Annotated in this window: 24 protein-coding genes; 12 read left to right on the top strand and 12 right to left on the bottom strand. The window is 70.5% G+C overall.

The features are described 5' to 3' along the window. Positions 1-2: 2 nt before the first annotated feature. A complete protein-coding gene (locus tag U2P90_RS06985; protein ID WP_295815692.1) occupies positions 3-827 on the top strand; it encodes a transglutaminase family protein in 825 nt (274 codons plus the stop codon). Positions 828-884: 57 nt separating this feature from the next. On the opposite strand, the gene U2P90_RS06980 is transcribed toward U2P90_RS06985, so the two are convergent. Next, entirely contained in the window at positions 885-1,490 is a 606-nt protein-coding gene (locus U2P90_RS06980; RefSeq protein ID WP_295815690.1) for a YIP1 family protein, read from the bottom strand. A 162-nt stretch (positions 1,491-1,652) separates the two neighbouring features. On the opposite strand from U2P90_RS06980, the gene era reads away from it, so the two are divergent. After that, on the top strand, positions 1,653-2,582 hold the full coding sequence (era, locus tag U2P90_RS06975) for a GTPase Era (protein ID WP_295815688.1): 930 nt from the start codon (positions 1,653-1,655) through the stop codon (positions 2,580-2,582). A 164-nt stretch (positions 2,583-2,746) separates the two neighbouring features. Here era and U2P90_RS06970 read toward each other — a convergent pair whose 3' ends face one another. Genes U2P90_RS06970 through U2P90_RS06955 form a run of 4 tightly spaced genes read right to left on the bottom strand, consistent with a single transcriptional unit; the run spans position 2,747 to position 4,760 of the window. Next, positions 2,747-3,250 carry a Nudix hydrolase gene (locus U2P90_RS06970; protein WP_322474349.1) on the bottom strand — a complete coding sequence of 168 codons (504 nt, stop codon included), beginning with the start codon at positions 3,248-3,250 and terminating at the stop codon, positions 2,747-2,749. Next, positions 3,250-3,768: a YfiT family bacillithiol transferase gene (locus tag U2P90_RS06965; RefSeq protein ID WP_322474348.1), complete on the bottom strand. Its 519-nt coding sequence runs from the start codon at positions 3,766-3,768 to the stop codon at positions 3,250-3,252. Before U2P90_RS06965 ends, U2P90_RS06970 begins: the two co-directional genes overlap by 1 nt. A gap of 39 nt (positions 3,769-3,807) precedes the next feature. After that, positions 3,808-4,197 (bottom strand): nucleotide pyrophosphohydrolase, encoded by a 390-nt coding sequence (locus tag U2P90_RS06960; RefSeq protein WP_322474347.1) that lies wholly within the window; start codon positions 4,195-4,197, stop codon positions 3,808-3,810. A 59-nt stretch (positions 4,198-4,256) separates the two neighbouring features. After that, the gene (locus tag U2P90_RS06955) at positions 4,257-4,760 is read right to left on the bottom strand and encodes a DUF4384 domain-containing protein (protein ID WP_322474346.1); all 504 of its coding nucleotides are present in this window, start codon (positions 4,758-4,760) and stop codon (positions 4,257-4,259) included. 124 nt (positions 4,761-4,884) lie between these two features. Between U2P90_RS06955 and ftsH the strand changes: the two genes are divergently transcribed. After that, the gene (gene ftsH / locus U2P90_RS06950; protein WP_322474345.1) at positions 4,885-6,828 is read left to right on the top strand and encodes an ATP-dependent zinc metalloprotease FtsH; all 1,944 of its coding nucleotides are present in this window, start codon (positions 4,885-4,887) and stop codon (positions 6,826-6,828) included. 3 nt (positions 6,829-6,831) lie between these two features. Here the strand turns inward: ftsH and U2P90_RS06945 are convergent, their stop codons facing one another. Further along, positions 6,832-7,320 carry a YbaY family lipoprotein gene (locus U2P90_RS06945; RefSeq protein WP_322474344.1) on the bottom strand — a complete coding sequence of 163 codons (489 nt, stop codon included), beginning with the start codon at positions 7,318-7,320 and terminating at the stop codon, positions 6,832-6,834. A gap of 78 nt (positions 7,321-7,398) precedes the next feature. On the opposite strand from U2P90_RS06945, the gene U2P90_RS06940 reads away from it, so the two are divergent. Next, positions 7,399-8,031 carry a DNA-3-methyladenine glycosylase family protein gene (locus U2P90_RS06940; RefSeq protein ID WP_322474343.1) on the top strand — a complete coding sequence of 211 codons (633 nt, stop codon included), beginning with the start codon at positions 7,399-7,401 and terminating at the stop codon, positions 8,029-8,031. On the opposite strand, the gene U2P90_RS06935 is transcribed toward U2P90_RS06940, so the two are convergent. Together U2P90_RS06935 and U2P90_RS06930 are read right to left on the bottom strand one after the other, a co-directional pair. After that, a complete protein-coding gene (locus tag U2P90_RS06935) occupies positions 8,028-8,696 on the bottom strand; it encodes a flavin reductase family protein (RefSeq protein ID WP_322474342.1) in 669 nt (222 codons plus the stop codon). The two genes, U2P90_RS06940 and U2P90_RS06935, sit on opposite strands and share 4 nt — an antisense overlap. A gap of 33 nt (positions 8,697-8,729) precedes the next feature. Next, positions 8,730-9,887 (bottom strand): hypothetical protein, encoded by a 1,158-nt coding sequence (locus U2P90_RS06930; RefSeq protein ID WP_322474341.1) that lies wholly within the window; start codon positions 9,885-9,887, stop codon positions 8,730-8,732. A 132-nt stretch (positions 9,888-10,019) separates the two neighbouring features. Here U2P90_RS06930 and xseB point away from each other — a divergent pair, with 132 nt between their 5' ends. Next, complete coding sequence (gene xseB, locus U2P90_RS06925; RefSeq protein ID WP_322474340.1) at positions 10,020-10,253, top strand: exodeoxyribonuclease VII small subunit; 234 nt, start codon at positions 10,020-10,022, stop codon at positions 10,251-10,253. A 128-nt stretch (positions 10,254-10,381) separates the two neighbouring features. Here the strand turns inward: xseB and U2P90_RS06920 are convergent, their stop codons facing one another. Then, positions 10,382-11,011 carry an SDR family oxidoreductase gene (locus U2P90_RS06920; RefSeq protein ID WP_322474339.1) on the bottom strand — a complete coding sequence of 210 codons (630 nt, stop codon included), beginning with the start codon at positions 11,009-11,011 and terminating at the stop codon, positions 10,382-10,384. Positions 11,012-11,080: 69 nt separating this feature from the next. On the opposite strand from U2P90_RS06920, the gene U2P90_RS06915 reads away from it, so the two are divergent. Next, positions 11,081-11,716: a lysophospholipid acyltransferase family protein gene (locus U2P90_RS06915; RefSeq protein ID WP_295820839.1), complete on the top strand. Its 636-nt coding sequence runs from the start codon at positions 11,081-11,083 to the stop codon at positions 11,714-11,716. A 7-nt stretch (positions 11,717-11,723) separates the two neighbouring features. On the opposite strand, the gene U2P90_RS06910 is transcribed toward U2P90_RS06915, so the two are convergent. Together U2P90_RS06910 and U2P90_RS06905 are read right to left on the bottom strand one after the other, a co-directional pair. Further along, the gene (locus tag U2P90_RS06910) at positions 11,724-11,948 is read right to left on the bottom strand and encodes a hypothetical protein (protein ID WP_322474338.1); all 225 of its coding nucleotides are present in this window, start codon (positions 11,946-11,948) and stop codon (positions 11,724-11,726) included. 9 nt (positions 11,949-11,957) lie between these two features. Continuing rightward, positions 11,958-12,143, bottom strand: coding sequence for a hypothetical protein (locus U2P90_RS06905; RefSeq protein WP_322474337.1), 186 nt, complete (start codon positions 12,141-12,143; stop codon positions 11,958-11,960). 538 nt (positions 12,144-12,681) lie between these two features. On the opposite strand from U2P90_RS06905, the gene U2P90_RS06900 reads away from it, so the two are divergent. From U2P90_RS06900 to U2P90_RS06885, 4 genes are read left to right on the top strand one after another with little or no spacing between them, the layout of a single operon-like run. After that, positions 12,682-13,545, top strand: coding sequence for an ABC transporter substrate-binding protein (locus tag U2P90_RS06900; protein WP_322474336.1), 864 nt, complete (start codon positions 12,682-12,684; stop codon positions 13,543-13,545). A 21-nt stretch (positions 13,546-13,566) separates the two neighbouring features. Next, on the top strand, positions 13,567-14,589 hold the full coding sequence (locus U2P90_RS06895) for a FecCD family ABC transporter permease (RefSeq protein ID WP_322474335.1): 1,023 nt from the start codon (positions 13,567-13,569) through the stop codon (positions 14,587-14,589). 16 nt (positions 14,590-14,605) lie between these two features. Beyond that, the gene (locus U2P90_RS06890) at positions 14,606-15,382 is read left to right on the top strand and encodes an ABC transporter ATP-binding protein (RefSeq protein WP_322474671.1); all 777 of its coding nucleotides are present in this window, start codon (positions 14,606-14,608) and stop codon (positions 15,380-15,382) included. A gap of 3 nt (positions 15,383-15,385) precedes the next feature. Beyond that, entirely contained in the window at positions 15,386-15,724 is a 339-nt protein-coding gene (locus tag U2P90_RS06885) for a (2Fe-2S) ferredoxin domain-containing protein (protein WP_322474334.1), read from the top strand. A gap of 75 nt (positions 15,725-15,799) precedes the next feature. Here the strand turns inward: U2P90_RS06885 and U2P90_RS06880 are convergent, their stop codons facing one another. Further along, the gene (locus U2P90_RS06880) at positions 15,800-17,500 is read right to left on the bottom strand and encodes an HRDC domain-containing protein (protein ID WP_322474333.1); all 1,701 of its coding nucleotides are present in this window, start codon (positions 17,498-17,500) and stop codon (positions 15,800-15,802) included. 68 nt (positions 17,501-17,568) lie between these two features. Between U2P90_RS06880 and U2P90_RS06875 the strand changes: the two genes are divergently transcribed. Both U2P90_RS06875 and U2P90_RS06870 read left to right on the top strand, forming a co-directional pair. Then, entirely contained in the window at positions 17,569-18,432 is an 864-nt protein-coding gene (locus U2P90_RS06875; protein WP_322474332.1) for a hypothetical protein, read from the top strand. Between the two features lie 69 nt (positions 18,433-18,501). Continuing rightward, positions 18,502-19,713 carry a vWA domain-containing protein gene (locus U2P90_RS06870; RefSeq protein WP_322474331.1) on the top strand — a complete coding sequence of 404 codons (1,212 nt, stop codon included), beginning with the start codon at positions 18,502-18,504 and terminating at the stop codon, positions 19,711-19,713. The last annotated feature ends 28 nt before the right edge of the window (positions 19,714-19,741 follow it).

Raw genomic sequence — 19,741 nt, 5'->3', positions numbered from 1 at the left:
CTATGCGCTGCGAGATCCGTCATACCACCGAGTACCGCTACCCCGTCCCGGCGTGGGATTCCTTCAACCAGGTGCGGCTGCACCCGTCACAGGAGACCCGCCAGACCGTCCGGTCGTTCCACCTGCACGTGTCCCCCGAGGCCGAGATCACGTCGCGCAAGGACTACTTCGGGGCGATCGTGCACCACGTGCATGTGCACGAACCCCACACGCGCCTGACCATCGAGGCCCAGGCGCTCGTGGACACGCACGCGCAGCCGCTGCCCCCCGCCACACCCATGAGCACCCTGCGGGCCGAGCGGCGGCGCAACACGGAATTCCTGGTCGCCAGTCCGCGCGTCCCGTCCGGTGACTGGCCCGAGATCTTCGGGGTGCGGCGCCCCGGTCAGGACGACGACCTGCCGGACTTCATGATGGATCTCACGACCTACCTGTTCCGGCGGTTCACATACGACACCAAGGCCACGGGCGTCCGCACGCCGCTCGCCGAGTTCGCGCAGCACGGGCGTGGTGTGTGCCAGGACTTCACGCACGCCATGCTGGGCATCACGCGGCAACTTGGTATTCCGGCGCGCTACGTGAGCGGTTACCTGTATTCCGGGGGCGAGATGAAGGGCGCCGAGGCCACCCATGCGTGGGTGGAGGTGCTGATCCCCGGCACCGGCTGGCTGGGCTACGATCCCACCAACAACTGCATGGCACAGGAAAAGCACGTGAAGATCGGGCATGGCCGTGAGTACAGCGACATCTCCCCGGTGCGCGGCACGTACTACGGGGGCGGCCGGGGCGAGCTGGACGTGGCGGTTCACGTGTACGGCGAGCAGTAGGCCAGAACGGACGGGGGCGCGGCCAGTGCAGCCGCGCCCCCGACGTGTGCCGTCCGGTCAGTTCCCGGTGATGGCCCGGCCCACCGCGAAGATCGAGGCGAAGAAGCCGCCGATCACCAGGCTCACCAGGAAGCTCGCGAGCCACGACAGCACCAGCGTGGCGATGGACTGTCCCTGATCGCGCAGGTTCATGCTCGACTGCACCGCCAGGAACCCGAAGTAGATCATCACCAGACCGATCAGGAACGACACCAGCCAGCCCAGGATGGGAATGATGCCGATGACGGTGCTCACGATACTCAGGGGCACGAAGAACAGCGCGAAGGAGTACGCGACCTCGGCGTAGGTGCCGGTGCCCTTGAAGAGGTTCCGGCCGATCAGGTACACGGCCCCGGTGAAGATCAGGAACTGCACGGGGATGGTGACCAGCCGCGAGATCAGCTGACCGAAGAACGTGACGTCCGAGTGGAACAGCGAGAAGACGGCGGCGATCACCGCCGACACCACCGCCGCGACCATGACGTACAGCAGCGCGGCGTTCAGGTTGCCCCGCCGCTCGTAGCGCTCGAAGGTGGCCGGGCTGGGCTGCGACAGGACGGCGACGCTCTGGGCGAACATGTCCTGCACCTGGGCGCGGGCATCGGTCTGGACTGGGCCTCTCATGCCCCACAGTACGGCCCGGGTGTCTGCTCCGTTTCCCACCATTGAATTCATTCAATCTTCATCTTTGCTGTTGCCATATGGATCGGCCGACCGGGCCGGCGCGTCCTGCAATGGTGCCCGGCCCGGCAGCGGCCTGCGCCGCGCCATGAAACAATGCTGTCGATGACTGATCTTCACATGACCTCCAATGATGCCCCCACGGACACCCACAGCGGCTTCGTGGCCATCGTCGGCAAGCCCAACGTGGGCAAGAGCACCCTGCTGAACGCGTTCCTGAACACCAAGGTCGCCCCGACCAGCCCCCGCCCCCAGACCACCCGGCGGGGCGTGCGGGGCATCCACACGACCGACACGCACCAGATCGTGTTCGTGGACACGCCCGGCGTGCACAAGCCCAAGGACGCCCTGGGCAAGTACATGAACCACGAGGTTCACGCCGCCCTGGCCGACGTCGACGTGATCATCTGGGTCGTGGATCTGCGCCACCCGCCCACCGACGAGGACACCCTGGTCGCCCATCAGGTGCGCGACCTGCCCAAGCCGCTGTTCCTGGTCGGCAACAAGCGCGACGTCGCCAAGTACCCCGACGAGGCCATGAAGCTGTACCGGGGACTGCTGGAGGGCCGCAGCAGCGAGACCAGCGAACTCACGCTCTCGGCGCAGAACGATCCCGGGCCGGTCATGACCCTGCGCGAACAGGTCATGGCCGCCCTGCCGGAGAACCCCTTCTTCTACCCGCGTGGCGGCGCATCCGACCAGACCCGCGAGATGTGGGCCGCCGAGATCGTCCGCGAGGAAGCCATGAAGAAGCTGCGCGACGAGCTGCCCTACGCGGTCGCCACCCGCGTGAACTCGTGGACGGAGCGCGAGGACGGCCTGCAGCGCATCGAGGGCGAGATCGTCGTCGAGAAGAACGCCCACAAGGGCATGGTCATCGGCAGCGGTGGCAAGCAGCTGCGCGAGATCGGTCAGGCCGCCCGCAAGCAGCTGGAGGTCTTCCTGAACCGCAAGGTGTACCTGGGCCTGGAAGTCATCGTGATCAACAACTGGCGCGAGGACGAGGAAGCGCTGCGGGAACTGGGTTACGAGTAAAGGCGGCCCTGATACGGGATTCAGTTGAGTTCGCGGCATCCAAGACCCCCCACCCTTCCGCCCTCGGCGCTCCTTCCTCCCTCTCCCCAGGGGAGAGGGCTGGGGTGAGGGGTCTCTGGCTCACGACTCCGCCCTGCGCTGCAATCAACTGAATCCCGTATCAGCTATGAGGAGGAATCGCTCCCCAGTAATGGAGAGCGTTTTTCTCTATCTCGCTCGCGCAGGGCGTCCTCGTAGAACAGCTTCGTATGGTGCATGCGGATCTGGCCGGCGTCGTACAGGGCGTCGAAGTCGGCCTTCGGGACGTAGCGCACCTCTGTGACCTCGTCGGCCATGACCGGGCGGAAGGTCGAGCCGTCCATGACCTCGGCCAGCCACGCGTGGCGCAGCACGGGCACGCCGTCCGGGAAGCGGCCCACATAGGCGGCCAGGAACCGGAGCAGCCGGACGCGCACGCCGGCCTCCTCCCACGCCTCGCGTACGGCCGTGTCCTGCGGGTTCTCGCCATCCTCGACGGTGCCGCTCGGGATGTGCCACAGTCCGGCCTTCTGGCGCTGCTCCGGCACGCCCTTCTCGCGGACGAGCAGGATGTCCCCGGCGGCATTCAGGATGACCACCCCGGCCGCGCGGTGGTGGATCGGCGTGTGCAGCTCCGGGCCGAACTGCATTACCAGCCCCGGCGCCCGCGCAGACCCGTGACGTGCGCCACGTGGTGCCGGCCGTGCCACGCATACATGCCCAGCAGCGTGTCCAGCGTGAGCGTGCGCCCCTGGGCGGGATGCGTCCACGGGCGGGCGAAGTCGGTCACGTCCTCCAGCACGGCGCTCAGGCGGGTGTGCAGCCGCTCCAGCAGTTCCAGGCTAAGGTCAACCGGCAGCCGCGAGTCCGGCAGTTCGGCCCACAGCTGCTCCTCGTAGGGCTTGACGGTCGGGTTCTCCTCGGTCAGGGCGAGCTTCACGCGCACGTAGGCGTTCATATGGCTGTCGGCAACGTGGTGGACGACCTGCCGCAGCGTCCAGCCGCCCTCGCGGTACGGGGTGTCGAGTTGCGGGTCATCCAGCCCCTGCACGGCGGCCCGCAGCTCGGCCGGGAGTACCCGGATCGCGTCCAGTGCGTCCTGGCGCTCCGGTGGGGTCAGGCTCAGGGGGGTGGGCATCGGGCCGAGGGGATAGCGCAGATCGGTCATGGTGGGCTCCTGTCGGGATCAACGTCTGTGTGACCGAGATTACGATGCCTCATTGGCTGGGTCGAGGGCCGGTGCGGTCGTCCCGGCGTCCCCGGTGGCCGGCCCGGCCTCCTCCCGGCGTGTCCACCTCGTGGCGTCGCGGGTCTCGACCTTGTGCATCATCCGCTCGAAGCCGCGCTCCAGGCTCAGGCCTCGCTCGTTCGCCATGCAGACCATCACGAACAGCAGGTCGGCCAGTTCCAGTTCCAGATCTCCCACGTCCTCGCCGGGCTTGGGCGTCTTGCCATTCATGTGCGCCACGACACGGGCGATCTCGCCGGTCTCCTCGGTCAGGCGGGCCAGCATCAGCAGGGGTGGGAAGTAGCCCTCCCGGAACTGGGAGATGTAGGCGTCCACGCGGGCGCTGGCGTCGGCGAAGGTCAGGGACATGCCGCGAGGGTAAAGGAAAACCAGCCGCGCGGGGCGGCTGGCACTGGAGGCACCGGGATTCAGCGGATGTAGAAGAAGGTCTCCTGCACGTCGCGGTCGGCCTGCGGGTACGAGGTCACGTAGGCGTTGGTGACGGTGTTGAAGCCGCTGCTGTCGTAGGTGCCGCTTACGACCAGATCCGAGGACGGCCGCACACGGGTGAAGATGGCGCGGACGCGCTGCACGCCACGCGGCGGGGCGACCGTGAAGGACTGACCGTCCTGTGCACGCGGGAAGGCCGTCGTGCCGGGCTGTATGTAGACGTTGCGAACCAGGACGCTGGCGTAGCCGTTGCTCTGGAGGGCCACCAGGGTGACGTAGCCGGGGCTGCGGGTGCCGACCAGGATCCGCACGCTCTCGCCGACGGCGTAGGTGCTGCCCTCGCCCCGGTCGGGCTTCAGGCCGCTGATCAGGTTGCTGCCGCTGACCTGCAGCCCCAGGTTGGGACGGACGGAGACCGTGCAGGCGCTGAGGCCCAGGGCCAGGGTGCTGGCGAGCAGGGCGGTGGTATGGACAGGACGCATGTGGCCCAGCATACGAACCGGGCCTGACGGAAACCTGAGGGCCATGCCCCCGCCGGGTTCACCATCGGCACCCCAGGCGGCCCAGGTGACGGTGTGGTCGCAGGCGGCTGGCGTAGCATGACGCATGTCCCGTCTCCTTCATCCGGCTCCCCGGTTGTCCCTGCGTGGCCTGTGGACGGCCCTGGCTGTCGGCGTGCTGGCCACGCTGCTGTCGGGGTTCGCTCACGCGGCGTCGGCAGCGGCCGGATCGGCCGGGACGGTGGCTGCGGTGCCGACGGTTCGCCAGGGCGGCGGGTATTCCACCAACCGCTTCTTTGCCGACCTGAAGAACAAACGGGTCGCGGCCGTGACCCTGGACAGCCTGGGCAACGCCAGCGTGACCTTCCTGCCCTGCACGCGGGCCGCCGAATGCGATCAGGACACCAACGGCCGTGCCCGGACACTGGTGGTGCCGCCGGACGGCGCGACCCTGGAGCGCATCCGGGCAGCGGGGGTGCCGCTGCGGATCGTGCCGGGCGGCTCGGCCTTCGGGTGGATCGGACAGGCGCTGCCGCTGGTGCTGACCGGCCTGATCCTGCTGGTGCTGTGGCGCAGCATGCGGGGCGGGGGCGGTACAGGCAGCGCGAGCACCTTCGGGAAGTCGAAGGCGGCGGTGATCGCGGAGGGGCAGATCAAGCTGTCCTTCCAGGACGTCGCCGGCTGCGACGAGGCCAAGGCCGACCTCCAGGAAGTCGTCGACTTCCTGCGCTCCCCCGACAAGTACCACTCCCTCGGCGCCCGCATCCCCCACGGCGTCCTCCTCGTCGGCCCCCCCGGCAGTGGGAAGACCCTCCTCGCCAAGGCCGTCGCCGGCGAGGCCAAAGTCCCGTACTTCAGTATTTCCGGGTCGGACTTCGTCGAGATGTTCGTCGGCGTCGGGGCCGCGCGGGTGCGCGACCTCTTCGAGCAGGCCCGCAAGTCCGCGCCGTGCATCGTCTTCATCGACGAGATCGACGCGGTCGGCAGAAAACGCGGCATCTCGGTGCAGGGCGGCAACGACGAACGCGAACAGACCCTCAATCAGCTGCTCGTCGAGATGGACGGCTTCGGCTCCGGACAGGAGGTCATCATCCTGGCGGCCACCAACCGCCCCGACGTGCTGGACGCCGCGCTGCTGCGTCCCGGGCGGTTTGACCGGCAGGTGGTGGTGGATGCGCCGGACGTGCGGGGGCGGGAGATGATCCTGCGGATCCACGCGCGCAAGAAGCCGCTGGACGCGTCGGTGGATCTGGGGGTGGTGGCGCGGCGCACGGCGGGGATGGTGGGAGCGGATCTGGAGAACCTGCTGAACGAGGCCGCGCTGCTGGCGGCGCGGAGTGGGCGCAACCGGATCACGGCGCGGGACGTGGACGAGGCCAGAGACCGGGTGCTGATGGGGCCGGAACGCCGCAGTCTGGTGGTGCGGGAAGCCGACCGGACGGTCACGGCGTACCACGAGGTCGGCCACGCGCTGGCCGCCCAACTGCTGCCGCACGCGAACCGGGTGGCGAAACTGACGGTGGTGCCGCGTGGCCGCGCGGCCGGCTACATGATGCCGGACGCCGACGACCGCCTGCACGTCACGCAGGCTGCGCTGGAGGACATGATCGTGGTCGCCCTGGCCGGCCGCGCCGCCGAGGAAGTCGTGTACGGCGAGGTCACGACCGGGGCACAGAACGACTTCCAGCAGGCCACCGGCATCGCGCGGCGCATGGTCACCGAGTGGGGCATGAGTGGACGCATCGGCAAGGTGGCCTTCGCGTCCGACGAGGGGAATTTCCTGGGGGGCGGCCCCCAGCTGGCTGCCATGAGCGAATCGACTGCTCAGCGCATTGATGAGGACGTCCGTGCCCTGATCGATGAATCCTACGGGCGGGCGGTGGCCCTGGTGCGCGAGCAGCTCCACCGCGTCCACGAGATCGTGGCCGTCCTGATGAAGCGTGAGACCCTGAGCGGCGAGGAGTTCAGCACCCTGCTGGCGGGCGGCACCCTGGAGCCTCTGCCGCCCGCCGTGCCCCCCGGCGGCCCGGTCACCCCCCTGCCTGCGTGAGCGTCACGGAGCCCTGCCCCTCAGATCCAGCACGGCCAGATCGAGCACCGCGCGCGGCAGCCGGGGCAGCGCCGTGTCCGCGCTGCGGTACAGCACCCGCCCGGTTCGGTCGGTGACCGTGCAGCGCACCGCGTGTGACCGCCCAGATTGCAGGCGGTTCTGGCTGTAGAACAGCTGATACGTGGTCGGCAGCCGGGTGGTGGAGAAGGTGGCGTCCGCGACAACGCGAGCGGCGCTGCCCCCCAGTTCGATGACCGCGACCTGAACGCGGCTGCCCGCCGGGAGGAGCTGACGAACCGACGTGAGCACCCGGCCACGGAGCTCGTTCATGCCGCTGGGCACGGGCTGCCAGGCATACCCGCTGCGGGCATCACTGACGGCGACCGGCGTGGCGGGCGTCAGCGTGACCAGTCCGATCCGTGTCTGCGCCAGGGCAGCGGACGACACAGGATTCATGAGCAGGATGGCGATCAGAAGTGTGCGGAAATTCACACTTCATATCCTGTCCGGCTTGCAGCGCCACAAGGTAATCCGCATCACAGGTGGCATAGACCACCGTCAGGGGGTTGAATGACGTCCATGCACCGGTCGACTGCTCCGCTGATCCATCACATCGACGCGACGGCGCACCTGTCCCGTGACCCGGTCATGCAGGGCGTGATCGCGCGGGTGGGCGACCTGACCGTCCTGTCCCCCACACCCGACCCCTTCGGCACGCTGATCCGCTCGGTGACCGGGCAGCAGCTCAGCGTGAAGGCCGCGGCCAGCATCCACGCCCGGCTGCTCGACACGCTGGGCACCATCGACGAGTTCACGCTGCTGGAGGCTCCCGGCGAGACGCTGCGCGGTGTGGGCCTGTCGTGGGCCAAGGTGCGCACCGTGCAGGCCATCGCCACCGCCAGACAGTCCGGCGCAGTGGATTTCGACCACCTGTCCACCCTGGACGACGAGGCCGTGATTACCGCCCTGCTCCCCCTGCCGGGCATCGGCCGCTGGACCGTCGAGATGTTCCTGATGTTCGCCCTGGCCCGCCCCGACGTGTTCAGCATGGGCGACCTGGCCCTCAGGCAGGGGCTGGCCCGGCTGCACCCGAACGCCCAGCACTTCGAGGTGCTGGAGCTGTGGAGCCCCTACCGCACCCTGGCCGCCCGCTACCTGTGGGCCGATGCGGCGCTGCTGAAGGCCGGAGGAGCGCCGGTCTAGCGGCTGTCCTCTCCCCCGTCCCGCTCCTGCCACTGCGCGTAGGTCAGGCGGTCGATGGTGAAGGCGTCGCGGGTCGTCGCGTAGCCGCCGCGCCCGCCCATCCGGCCGATCAGGTCGAGGGCCGCCGTGTCGACGTACTGCTTCCCGGCGTCCAGCACGGCATCCGCGCGGATGCTCACGCCCAGCACTTCGCCCAGGATGATGCGGGTGTTGCCGATCCGCACGGTCTGCACCTCGCGGCATTCCAGCGCGGCGGGGCTGCCCTGCACGCGCGGCGTGGCGACGGTCACGCCCGGCTCCAGCGCGATGCCCACGTGTTCCGGTTCACCCAGTTCGGCGGGAAAGTCCGTGGCAGTCGCGTTCATGGTCTCGGCCAGGTCGCGGCTCACGAGGTTCACGGTGAAGTCCCCGCCGGACGGAATGTTCCGCGCCGTGTCCTTGGGAATGCCCGGAGCGCGGTCGCCAGGCGCGAAGGCAACCACCGGCGGATCGGAACCCATGATGTTGAAGAACGAGTACGGCGCGAGGTTCACGTGCCCGGCCGCGTCCAGCGTGCTCACCCACGCGATCGGGCGGGGCACGACGATGCCCGTCACGAGTTTGTACCGCGCCGCCTGCGGCAGGGTGGTCAGGTCGAAGTGGAGGTGGTCGGCACGGGCGGTCATGCCCCAGCGTAGCCCGGCCCCGCCGCCTCCTTCCTACTCCAGCCGCCGCACCTGCAGGCTCCAGTGCCCGCCCATGAACTCCCGCCAGGCCAGTACCATGCCCGGCCGCCCGGCCGCGAGGCTCGCGTGATCCGTGTCGGCGCGGGGGTCGGCGTTCAGCGGGCCGCCCAGGGACATCCAGTGCCCGGCGTCCCAGCGGGCGGCCTGTACGGTGCGGGCCCCATCCGGCCCCTCGTTCCACGCGGCGACGGGGCGGCCCCGGACATCGAAACCCAGCGACACCGACGATGCCAGCCGCCCCGGCGTGCTGACCACACCGCCCAGCCGCCGCCACGCGACGCCGTCCCAGCGCGACACGTGCAGGGCGTCTACGCCACCGTGATCCTCCAGCCACGCGACCACCGGGCGGCCCGCCGGATCGATCCGCAGTTGCGGCAGGAACACGTAGGTGCGGGGCCGGACGTTCAGCCGCCCCCCCAGCGTGCGCCACGCCCGGCCATTCCACGCCCGCACCCACAGGTCGGACTGCGCGGTCGCCCCCTCGACGTAGGCCAGCAGCACGTCCGCCCCCGCCTGGGCGACACTGGGCATGAACGCCGGAATGCGCGGGTCGAGGTTCACCGGCGGCGTCACCTGCCAGTCTGCGCCGCGCCACACGCGCAGCGACACGAGGCTCGGGAAGGTGCGCCCCAGCGTGCCGATGTCCGTCCAGCCGACCAGCGGCCGGTTGCCGCCGCCGGCCACGAACGACCGCGAGCGGCCCGCGTCCGACAGGTTGCGGCGCAGCGCATACGGTGCCGGACTCGTCCACCCGTCCGGCGTCAGGTTTGACATCAGGTACGAGTCGATGTGCGCCGCGCCACTCCCCTCCTCCCACGCCAGCCACACGCTGCCGTCCGGGCCAGGATGCACCGTGGGTTTGGCCGCGTTCGAGCGGGCCTTCTCGTTGAGCACGCCACCCAGATCCTGCCACCCGCCCCCCGACAGCCGCGCCGCGTGCAGGTGTTCCAGCCCGGCCTCGCGCGCGATCCACGCCACGACCGCCCGCCCCTGGCCGTCGGTACCCGCCGCGACCGCGAGTACCGGGTCGGGGCTCGAGAGCGGGGGCAGCGGGTCACGCCCACCGGCGACGACGGGCGCGGCGAGCAGCAGCATGGCAAGCACCGCAGGCGGACGGAAGCGTGGACGCATGAACCCTCCTGACGGTCATTGTGTGCTGCGAACGCGGGCCCGGCAAGGTCGCGGGGAGCCTGAACACGTGATGCCCCGCCTTCCTCCGGCCTGCGGGCATCGGTGCTGGAAACCGGTACCATCGGACTCGGAATGAGTCCCGATCCCATCACGTCCTACCGGGACGCCTACGCCACCCTGGCCCGCATCGCCGGAGAACTGGAAAGTGGCGACGCCGACCTCGACCGCGTGCTGCCCCTGCTGGAGGAGGCGCGGATCGCCTACGCCGCGTGCCGCGAGCGCCTGGAGGCGGTGCGCAGCGTCCTGGCCGGCGACTGGGCCGACGACAGCGACGACCCGGACGAGGCTGAGGCGGACGAGGACTAGGAGCTCAGGTGGTCGAAGTTGATCTTCAGATCAACCGAGCAAAGCGAGTACCGGAGAAAGGACGTCACCACTCACATGACGAGCTTGCGGGAAGGCGCCGGAACCTCTCCATTCCCGATACGACGTCATTAGCCGCCCAGCCCCGCCAGCGCACCCGCAACCGCGTCGTTGCCGGAGACGACCTCGAAGGTCTGGCCCACGGTGGCCGGATCGCCCAGGCACGCGAGCACCACGGTCGCGACATCGTCGCGGGGAATGCTGCCCCGCCCGGCGGTGGATGCGACATGCACCAGTCCGGTGCCCGGCTCATCGGTGAGCCCGCCGGGCCGCACGATCGTCCAGTCCAGGGCGCTGTTCTGCACGTGAGCGTCCGACTGAGCCTTGACCCGCAGCACGTCCCCCAGGAAGGGCGGCATCTGCTCCGGACGATCCACGCCCATGGAACTCACGACGACCAGCCGGCGCGGGCCACGGGCCAGCAGCGTGTCGGCCACCCGGATCAGGGCGTCGCCGTCGATCGCCTGGAAGTTCCCGCCGGCCCCGCCACCCGCCGCCCACACGACCGCGTCTGCGCCGTCCAGCACGGTCTCCCACTCGCCCGTCAGGTCGCCCTGCACTGGGGAAGCCCCGTGCAGCGACACCATATCGGCCTGCTCCGGGGTGCGGATCAGTGCCCGCACGGCATGTCCCGCCGCCGTGGCCTGCGCCACCACCCGGCGGCCCACCCCGCCCGCTGCTCCGATCACGCTGATGTTCATGTTCCCGAGGCTACGCCGGTTCGCGGATCAGACCGTGCCCTGGCCCCCTTTGGGCGTATCCTGCGAACCATGAGTGACGTCCGGCGTCCCGATCCCACCCCGGCTCCGTCCACGCCCGCCCGCCCCACCGTGGACGAGGCTGCGCCCGTCGTGAACCCGCACATGTATGCCCTGGTCGTGGCCGTCACGTATCTGCCGGTGCTCCTGAGCGGCATGAAGCTGGACGTACGCGGCACCGAGCACGTCCCGCCCCCCGGCACCCCGCTGGTGATCGCCGCGAACCACGTGTCGGGCCTCGATCCCTTCCTGGTCGCGCGGGCGCTGCCGCGTGGGCGCTTTCTGCAGTTCATGGCCAAGAAAGAGCTGTTCCTGCCGGTCATCGGCTGGATCATCCGCACCGGCGGCAGCTTCCCGGTCGACCGCAGCGGCAACGACGTGGCCTCGATCCGCACCGCCCTGCGCGTCCTGAAGGAGAACGGCACGGTCGGCATCTTCCCCGAGGGCACACGCGGCGGCACCGAACTGCACGGCGGCGTCGCATTGATCGCCGCCAAGGGCCGTGCCCCGATCCTGCCCGCCGGCATCCGCAGGGACGGCCGCCGCTGGATCGTGACCTTCGGCCCGCCCATCTCTCCAAAGGGCGGCATCAAGGCCGTGACCGCCGAACTCGGCACGGAGCTGGCGCGGCTGTCGCAGGCGGGGTAGGCGGGGGTCAGGACGGCGGCGGCGTCCACCACAGCGGCGACGTGACCGAGATCACCGTGAGCCCTGGCCCCGTGCCGACGGCGGCGCAGTCGCAGGGCGTGCGTTCACCGCGCAGTTCAAGGATGGCATCGATCTCCCAGCGCTGCTGATCCGCCCGCAGAGACCGGCGGCTCGTGCCCAGCCCGTTCACATCGGCCCGGAGCGCCGCATCACGGGGACGGTCGGCACGCATCTGCGCCTCTCACGCCAGCAGGACGGGGCGGAAGGTGGGGAGATCAGCCCCGCCCGGTGTTGCCGTCCGGCCAGAACGGCCCGTCACCAGATCGATCGTCAGGCCGGCGAGCAGCATGGAGGCGACGCCGAGCATCCAGCCGGGCACGCTCAGCGTTCCACGGAGGGCGAAGTCCCCGCCAGCGGGATCGGGCACAGCCGCGCGTCCACACGGGTCGGAATGGGCACCGCCACGGCCGATCCAGGCCGGTACGGTTCACGTGGAACGGCGCTGGCTGTGACGGCCGCCGGGCACGCGACCAGCGCCGGGAGCACTGCCAGCGGGCGCGTCAGCACGGGTGCACGGGCCGACGTGGACAGCGTGCCCCCCACGGTCAGGACAAGCAGCATCCAGGGCATACCCGAGCGTACTCCTGGCCCACCGTGATCTCCAGCGGAGGTCGGCACCCGAACCGCCGCTATAGTGTCCGGCGATGGTTGCGGGGGAAGCCCGGTGACGGCGTGGCAGGCTCAGTCCTGCGTGGCCCAGTCCGGCACTGTCGCGCAACGGTGACTCCAGTCCCCTGGGGAAGTCCGGATACCTGCACCGTCCACGCGAATCCCGCCCCGAGCGGCGCGTGTGGCACGACCTCTCGCGGAAGGAGGGAACGCCCGGACTCTGCAGCCGGCGCGCACCACTTCCGCCCCCCAGGACGCCTGGCGGGGCGGCTTTCTATGCGAAGGGAAGGAGACGTATGAAGATCCTGACCCTGACGACCACCCTGGCCCTGGCGGGCAGCGCCGCCGCGACGACGTACCCCCTGACCCTGACCGACGACCTGAACCGCAGGGTGACCGTAAAGGCCGAGCCGCGCCGGATCGTGTCGCTGCTGCCCAGCACCAGTGAGACGCTGTGTGCCCTGAACCTGTGCGAGCGGCTGGTGGGGGTAGATCAGTACAGCGACTACCCGGCACAAGTGAAGAACGTGGCCAAGATGGGGGATCTGTACACACCGAACATCGAGGCGATCGTGGCCGCGAAGCCCGATCTGGTGCTGGTCAGCAAGTACGGCAAGGTCAGCGAGACCCTGACCCAGGCGGGCATCACCGTGTTCGCCCTGAACCCCGAGACGTATGACGAGGTGTTCAGCAAGCTGCTGACCCTGGGCAGGGTCGTGAATCGCGAGGCCGCCGCAAAAGCGCTGGTGACCACCATGGCCCGCGACATCGCCAAGACCGAGGTGCTGACCCGCGCCGCCGTGAACAAGCCCACCGCGTACTTCGAGATCGACCCCACGCCGTACTCGATCGGGCCGAAGTCCTTCATGGGCGTGCTGCTCACCAAGGCGGGCGCACGGAACATCATCCCCGAGAGCATGGGCGACTTCCCGAAGGTCGATCCTGAGTTTATCGTGAAGGCCAACCCGCAGCTCATGCTGGGCGTGGATCGGAAGACGGCGGCGGCCCGGCCCGGCTGGTCGGGTCTGAACGCCGTGAAGTCCGGCCGGGTCATCGCCCTGCCCGTCGAGCTGAGCAGCAGCCTGTCGCGTCCCGGCCCCCGGCTGCCCGCCGCCCTGCGGTCACTGGCGCGGCTGATCCACCCGGAACTGTTCCGGTAACGGGCGGCGCGGGAGATGGCGATGAGCACCGGCACCCCGGCCCGCGCCGCCCGGCCGGACCGGCCCTGGGCGGCCGGCGTGCCGCGCACGCTGGGGCTGGCCGCACTGCTGGTCGTCGCCGTGATCCTGGGCACCGGCCTGGGCAGCGTGACCATTCCGCCCGGCGAGGTCGTGGGTGCCCTGTGGCGCGGCGTGACCGGGCAGGAACTGGCGGGCAATGACGTGATCGTGTGGTCGATCCGGCTGCCCCGCGTGGTGATGGGCGTGCTGGTCGGCGCGGCGCTGTCGGTCAGCGGCGGGGCGTTCCAGGGCGTGTTCCGCAACCCGCTGGCCGATCCGTACCTGCTGGGCGTGGCGAGCGGAAGTGCACTGGGGGCCACGCTGGCGGTCGTGCTGGACTGGCCCCGCGCCATGATCCCGCTCTCGGCCCTGGTCACGGCCCTGGGCGCGGTGGCGGTCACGCTGGCGCTGGCCCGCGAGGGCCGCCGCTTTCCGCCCACGCGGCTGATCCTGTCGGGCGTGGTGGTAGGCAGCGTGCTCAGCGCGGCGAGCACGGCCCTGATCCTGCGCGGCGAAGACCGGGCGCGGCTGGTGCTGTCGTACACGCTGGGCGACCTGGGGTTCTCGGGCTGGCGGGACGTGCTGACAGTGCTGCCCTACGTGGCGCTGGGAGGCGGCGTGCTGCTGCTGCTGGCCCGGGCTCTGGACACGCTGCAGCTCGGTGACCTGACCGCCCGCTCGCTGGGCGTGCCGGTCGAGCGGCTGCGGCTGCTGGTCGTGCTGAGCGCCAGCGTCGCCACGGCGGGCGCGGTCGCGTACGTGGGCATCATCGGCTTCGTCGGCCTGATCGTGCCGCACATCGCGCGGCTGGCGTTCGGGGCGCGGCACCGCACGCTGCTGCTGACCTCGGCGGCGCTGGGCGGCGCAGGACTGGTGCTGGCCGACCTGCTGGCCCGCACCACCGTGCTGTCGCAGGTGGGCATCGTGACCACGCTGCTGGGCGGCCCCTTCTTCCTGTGGCTCCTCCGGAGGCAGCGTGACTGACGTGCTGACCACCCCCATGACCCTGGAGGCCGTAGACGTGCATGTCCGTGCGGGCGAGCATCCCGCCGTACGCGGGGTCAGTGCCGTCTTTCCGGCCGGGCAGTTCACGGCCGTGATCGGCCCCAACGGCGCGGGCAAGAGCACCCTGCTGCGGGCCCTGCTGGGCCTGAGCCCCGTGCAGGCGGGCGACATCCGGGTCGGCGGGCAGCCCCTGGACACCCTGGGCCGCGCCGACCGTGCCCGCGACCTCGCCTTCCTGGCCCAGAGCGAGGCGCTGCCCGACCAGACCCGCGTGCGCGACGTGGTCGCCCTGGGGCGCGGCGCGGGCGAGTGGCGCTGGGGCCTGATCCCCACCCGCCCGTGGACGCCGGAGGACGAGGACGCCGTCACCGACGCCCTGAGCCGCACGGACACCCGGCAGTTCGAGCACCGGCGCGTCTTAGAACTGTCGGGCGGCGAGCGGCAGCGGGTCGCCCTGGCCCGTGCTCTGGTCGCCGGGCCGCGGTTCCTGCTGCTGGACGAGCCGACCAACCACCTCGACCTGGCCTACGCGCTGGAGGTCATCCGGCACCTGCGCTGCGAGGTTGCCGGGGGACTGGGCGTGGTCGCTGTGCTGCACGACCTGAACCTCGCCGCCCGCGCCGACCGGGTGGTGCTGCTGCACCAGGGGCAGGTGCTCGCCAGCGGCACACCGGACACGGTGCTCACGCCCGCCCACCTGCACGCCGCGTACGGCGTCCGCATCCGCGTACTGCGCGACGCCGACCGCCTGCTGATCGTCCCGGAGGACTGACCTATGCCGCCTCTGTACTTCAAGACCTCCGGCCACCTGCTGGTCTGCACCGGGCCGAACTGTCAGGCACGTGGCTCGGCGCTGCTCCATAAGGCGCTGTGGAACCACCTGGAGCGGCAGTCCCTGGCGTACTACAAGAAGGGCGGCAGCCTGCGCCTGACCGAGAGCGGCTGCCTGGGCTCGTGCAGCTATGGCCCGAGCATGTGCGTATACCGGCAGCGCGGCAGCGGCCTCGAGGAAGCGTGGTACGCCGCCGTGGACTTCCCCCTGGCCACCCGGATCGCCCAGGCGGTGCATGAGGAGGCAGAACTACCGGAGGAGCATCAGTACGGGCCCACCTGACCGGCACTCCCAACGATCTTCAAGTCCTGTTCAGGACGAAGAACCAGGGAGGGTGAACGCCTCCCTGGATTCCGTTCAGCCCCGCACGACTTCCAGGATCTTGTCGCCGTACTTGCGCAGCCGCTCCGGCCCCATGCCCTTGACGGCCTTCAGGTCAGCCTCGGTGTATGGGACGCGGCGGGCGATTTCGGCCAGGGTGGCGTTGCTGGCGATGATGAAGCGGCTGATGTCCTGGCGTTTGGCCTCGGCGTTGCGCCACTCGCGCAGTCTGGCGTACACGGCAGCCTGCTCATCAGAGAGGGTGGCGGCCGGGTCGTCCTTGCCGCCATCGACAGCAGCGACAGGCAGGTCCGGGGCGATCAGCGGAGCGGTATCCGGGGTGGGCTCGGCCTGAACCTCGGGGCGGCGCTGAGGCGCACGGTTGCGGTCCGGGCGGCCACTGCGGTCGCGGCGGCCGCCGTCGCGGCGCCCCTCGGGCTGGGCGGGCGTCTCGTCTGCCGGGGCCATGTCCACGGGCACGTCGTGCTCGTCGGCGGGGGTCACGTGTTCGGGCTGGTGCAGGACATCCGGCAGTTCGTCGCCCAGGTTGGGGGCGTCCGGGCCGGAGCTGACCGGAATGGGCAGTTTCAGCTGCGGCTGCGCGATATCGCTGTACACGATCTCCGGCTCCCAGGTCTCCTCGGCGGGCACCGGGGGGACGCTGGCGGGTTCGGTGACCTCCGGCGCGTCGAAGGTGAAGCGCTCCGGCACATCGGGCTGTGCGGGTCGCCCCGAATCAGGCCGGTCGCCCCGGCCGAAGTCGCGGCGATCCCGGCCACCCCGGTCGCGGCCGCTGCGGTCACCGCCCCGGCTGTCGCGCCGGAAGTCGTCGCGCCTGGGTTCCTCGCGGCGAGGTTCGTCCCGTCTGAAATCCTCCCGTCTGGGTTCCTCGCGCCGAACCTCCTCGCGGCGGGGCGGCTCGGCCGGGCGGGGAGCAGCCTGGGCTGGCTCTGCACTGCGCAGGAGGGCCAGCGCGGTGTCGGCCTCCTCCAGTCCGGGAGCGAGCAGCACGCCGCCGGGCACGCTGCGGCTGCTGGCGACCACCCCGCCCAGCGGCGCATCCGAGTCCGGAGCAGCGTCCGGGGCGAGCAGCAGGGCGGTCGGGCCGGCGGGCTGGGCCGCGCCGCCCAGACGATCGGCGAGTTGCGCCACCGTGCGGGCGGCGCGGGCCAGCCGCAGCGGCAGGGTCGCCACGTCGCGCAGGGCCAGCCCCACGATCAGGTCGCTGGGCGCGGGAGCGGCGATCTCGGGGGCACGGCCCGTCCCGAAGACCGCGCTCAGGGGGGCGTCTGCGTGACCAGTGACGGTCACGCTGTCGCGGTACACCACCAGCGCCGCGCCCTGCGCGAACCACCCGCCACCCGGGGCCAGGGTGCCGTCCACGATCACATCGACCCCGGAGCGGCGGGCCCGCTCCAGATCAGCCTCGGTCGGTTCCAGCAGCCACGCGGCGCGCGCCCCCCGCCAGTCGCCGTCCACGCTGGCGGCGGCGAGTCCGGCGGCGGCCAGGGCCTCCCGATCCACGCGCACGCGGGCGTCCACACGCAGCGTGCCGGAGCCGAGCAGGGCGGCCAGCTGCCGGGCCAGGGCGGCCTCGTCACGCAGCAGCAGGCCCCACGCCGCGCCCTCCAGATCGGCCAGGGCGCCGGCCAGCCGGGACTGGGGATCGCCACCGGACTCGGCATGAAGCCGCACGAGGCGGGCATCGGGTCGCAGGGGCCGTGCAGGAGACGTCATGCCGCCATTGTGACGCACCCGGCAGGAGGCGCGGCCGCAAGGGGCGCTGGAGCCGGTACGCTGGAACTGTGAGACACATTCCAAACGCCGGCCCCCGCCTGCTGGTGCTGGTCGCCGCCCTGCTGGGAGGCACCGTACCCGCGCTGGCGGCCCTGCCCGGTGCTCCGGTCGGCGCCGCCAGCGCGGCCCGCGTGAGCGTCAGCACCCATGTGACGGTCTCGGACGTGCAGGTCAGCGGCGTGGACGGCGCGGCGACCGACCCCGCGACCCTGGAGGCGATCCGCCGCGATCTGACTCGGCCCAGCGCGGCCTGGACAGTCACCCTGGAGGGCAAGGCCTTCACCGCTGTGGTCTCCCGCACCGTGCAGGACGTGACCCTGCGCAGCACGCTGGTGCTTGGCCCGGCCGGACAGATCCCCACCCCGCTGCGTGTGGAACGCCGCCTGACCCTGGATGGAGTGGCGGGGCCAGCCCAGGTCGAGGCCCGTTCCCTGCCGCCCGGCTGGCCGGTCGATCCGGCGTGGGCCGGTCAGGTCGCTCCTCCGTATGACGAGGTCGACGCCTCCGCGCTGTTCGACGTGCTGCTGTACGTCCTCGCCGCCTCCGACACCCGCACCGAGCTGCACCGGGGCGTGGCCGTGCCGCCGCTGCCGGTGACCGTGGTGCCTGAATCCGAGACCCCGATGACCAGCCTGGAACGCCGCTATGGCCCGTGGACGCTCACGACCGGGGGGCGGGGAACCCTGCCGCGCGTGACCCTCACCCTGGGCAGCGGCCAGGGCAGCGGCACGGTGACCCGTCGGGGGGACGGCCTGCCCGGAGGCGCCAGCGGCGTGACGATCCTGCCTGTGCACGTCACGCTGGTGTCCCGCGGCGTGCAGGTCACCGCCACCGTGACCGTGCGGCAGCGCGTGACCGTCGTGCCGGGCTGAGCGCATCTCACTCCCCCGTTACAAATGCGGGCCGGCAAACGCGCCATGCTGTTGGCATCGGAGGTTTTCATGGCTCGCATCACCCGGTACAGCAAATTCGAGGGCGAACTGGATCAGCTGGATTCCAGCGAACTCATGCAGATGATCCAGGAAGCGCTGCTGGGGCAGGGCATGAACGACCCCTACGACCCGGATCCCAACGCCAGACCATCCATGGACGACCTGTTCGACGCCATTCTGGAGGCCCTCGCGGAACGCGGCATGATCCCCGAGGAGCAGCTGATGGAGGCCATGCAGGCCGACGACGTCCGCGAGACGCCGCTGGGCCAGCAGATCGAGCGCCTGATGGACAGACTCCAGCAGGACGGCTTCATCCGCAAGGAGTTCGAGGACGGCGAGGGGCAGGGCGGCAACGGCGACCCCGGCGACGCGAAGTTCAACCTGACCGACAAGAGCATCGACTTCCTGGGCTACAAGAGCCTGCGCGACCTGATGGGCGGCCTGGGCCGCAGCAGCGCCGGGGCCCATGACACCCGCGAGTACGCCAGCGGCGTCGAGATGACCGGCGAGCTCAAGAACTACGAGTTCGGCGACACGATGAACCTCGACACGACCGCCACGCTGGGCAACGTGATCTCCAAGGGCTTCGACAATCTGGAGGAGAGCGATCTGGTCATCCGGCAGGCCGAGTACAACTCGTCGGCCGCCACCATCGTGCTCCTGGACTGCTCGCACTCCATGATCCTGTACGGAGAAGACCGCTTTACCCCGGCCAAGCAGGTCGCGCTGGCGCTGGCCCACCTGATCCGCACGCAGTACCCCGGTGACACCGTGAAGTTCGTGCTGTTCCACGACAGCGCCGAGGAGGTGCCGGTGAGCAAGCTGGCCCAGGCACAGATCGGGCCGTACCACACCAACACGGCCGGCGGCCTGCGGCTCGCGCAGCAGCTCCTGAAGCGCGAGAACAAGGACATGAAGCAGATCGTCATGATCACCGACGGCAAGCCCAGCGCCCTGACGCTGCCCGACGGCCGCATCTACAAGAACGCCTACGGCCTCGACCCCTACGTGCTGGGCGCGACCCTGCGCGAGGTCGCCAACTGCCGCCGCAGCGGCATTCAGGTCAACACCTTCATGCTGGCCCGCGACCCCGAACTGGTGGGCTTCGTCCGCCGGGTCAGCGAGATGACCAAGGGCAAGGCGTACTTCACCACGCCGCACAACATCGGCCAGTACGTCCTGATGGACTTCATGACGAACAAGACGAAGATGATCAATTAGCCGAGGGCAGAGGGCCGATGGCACCAGA

The organism is Deinococcus sp. AB2017081, from assembly GCF_034440735.1.
Classification (GTDB): Bacteria; Deinococcota; Deinococci; order Deinococcales; family Deinococcaceae; genus Deinococcus; species Deinococcus rufus.
This window is presented reverse-complemented; position numbering and strand designations above follow the sequence as displayed.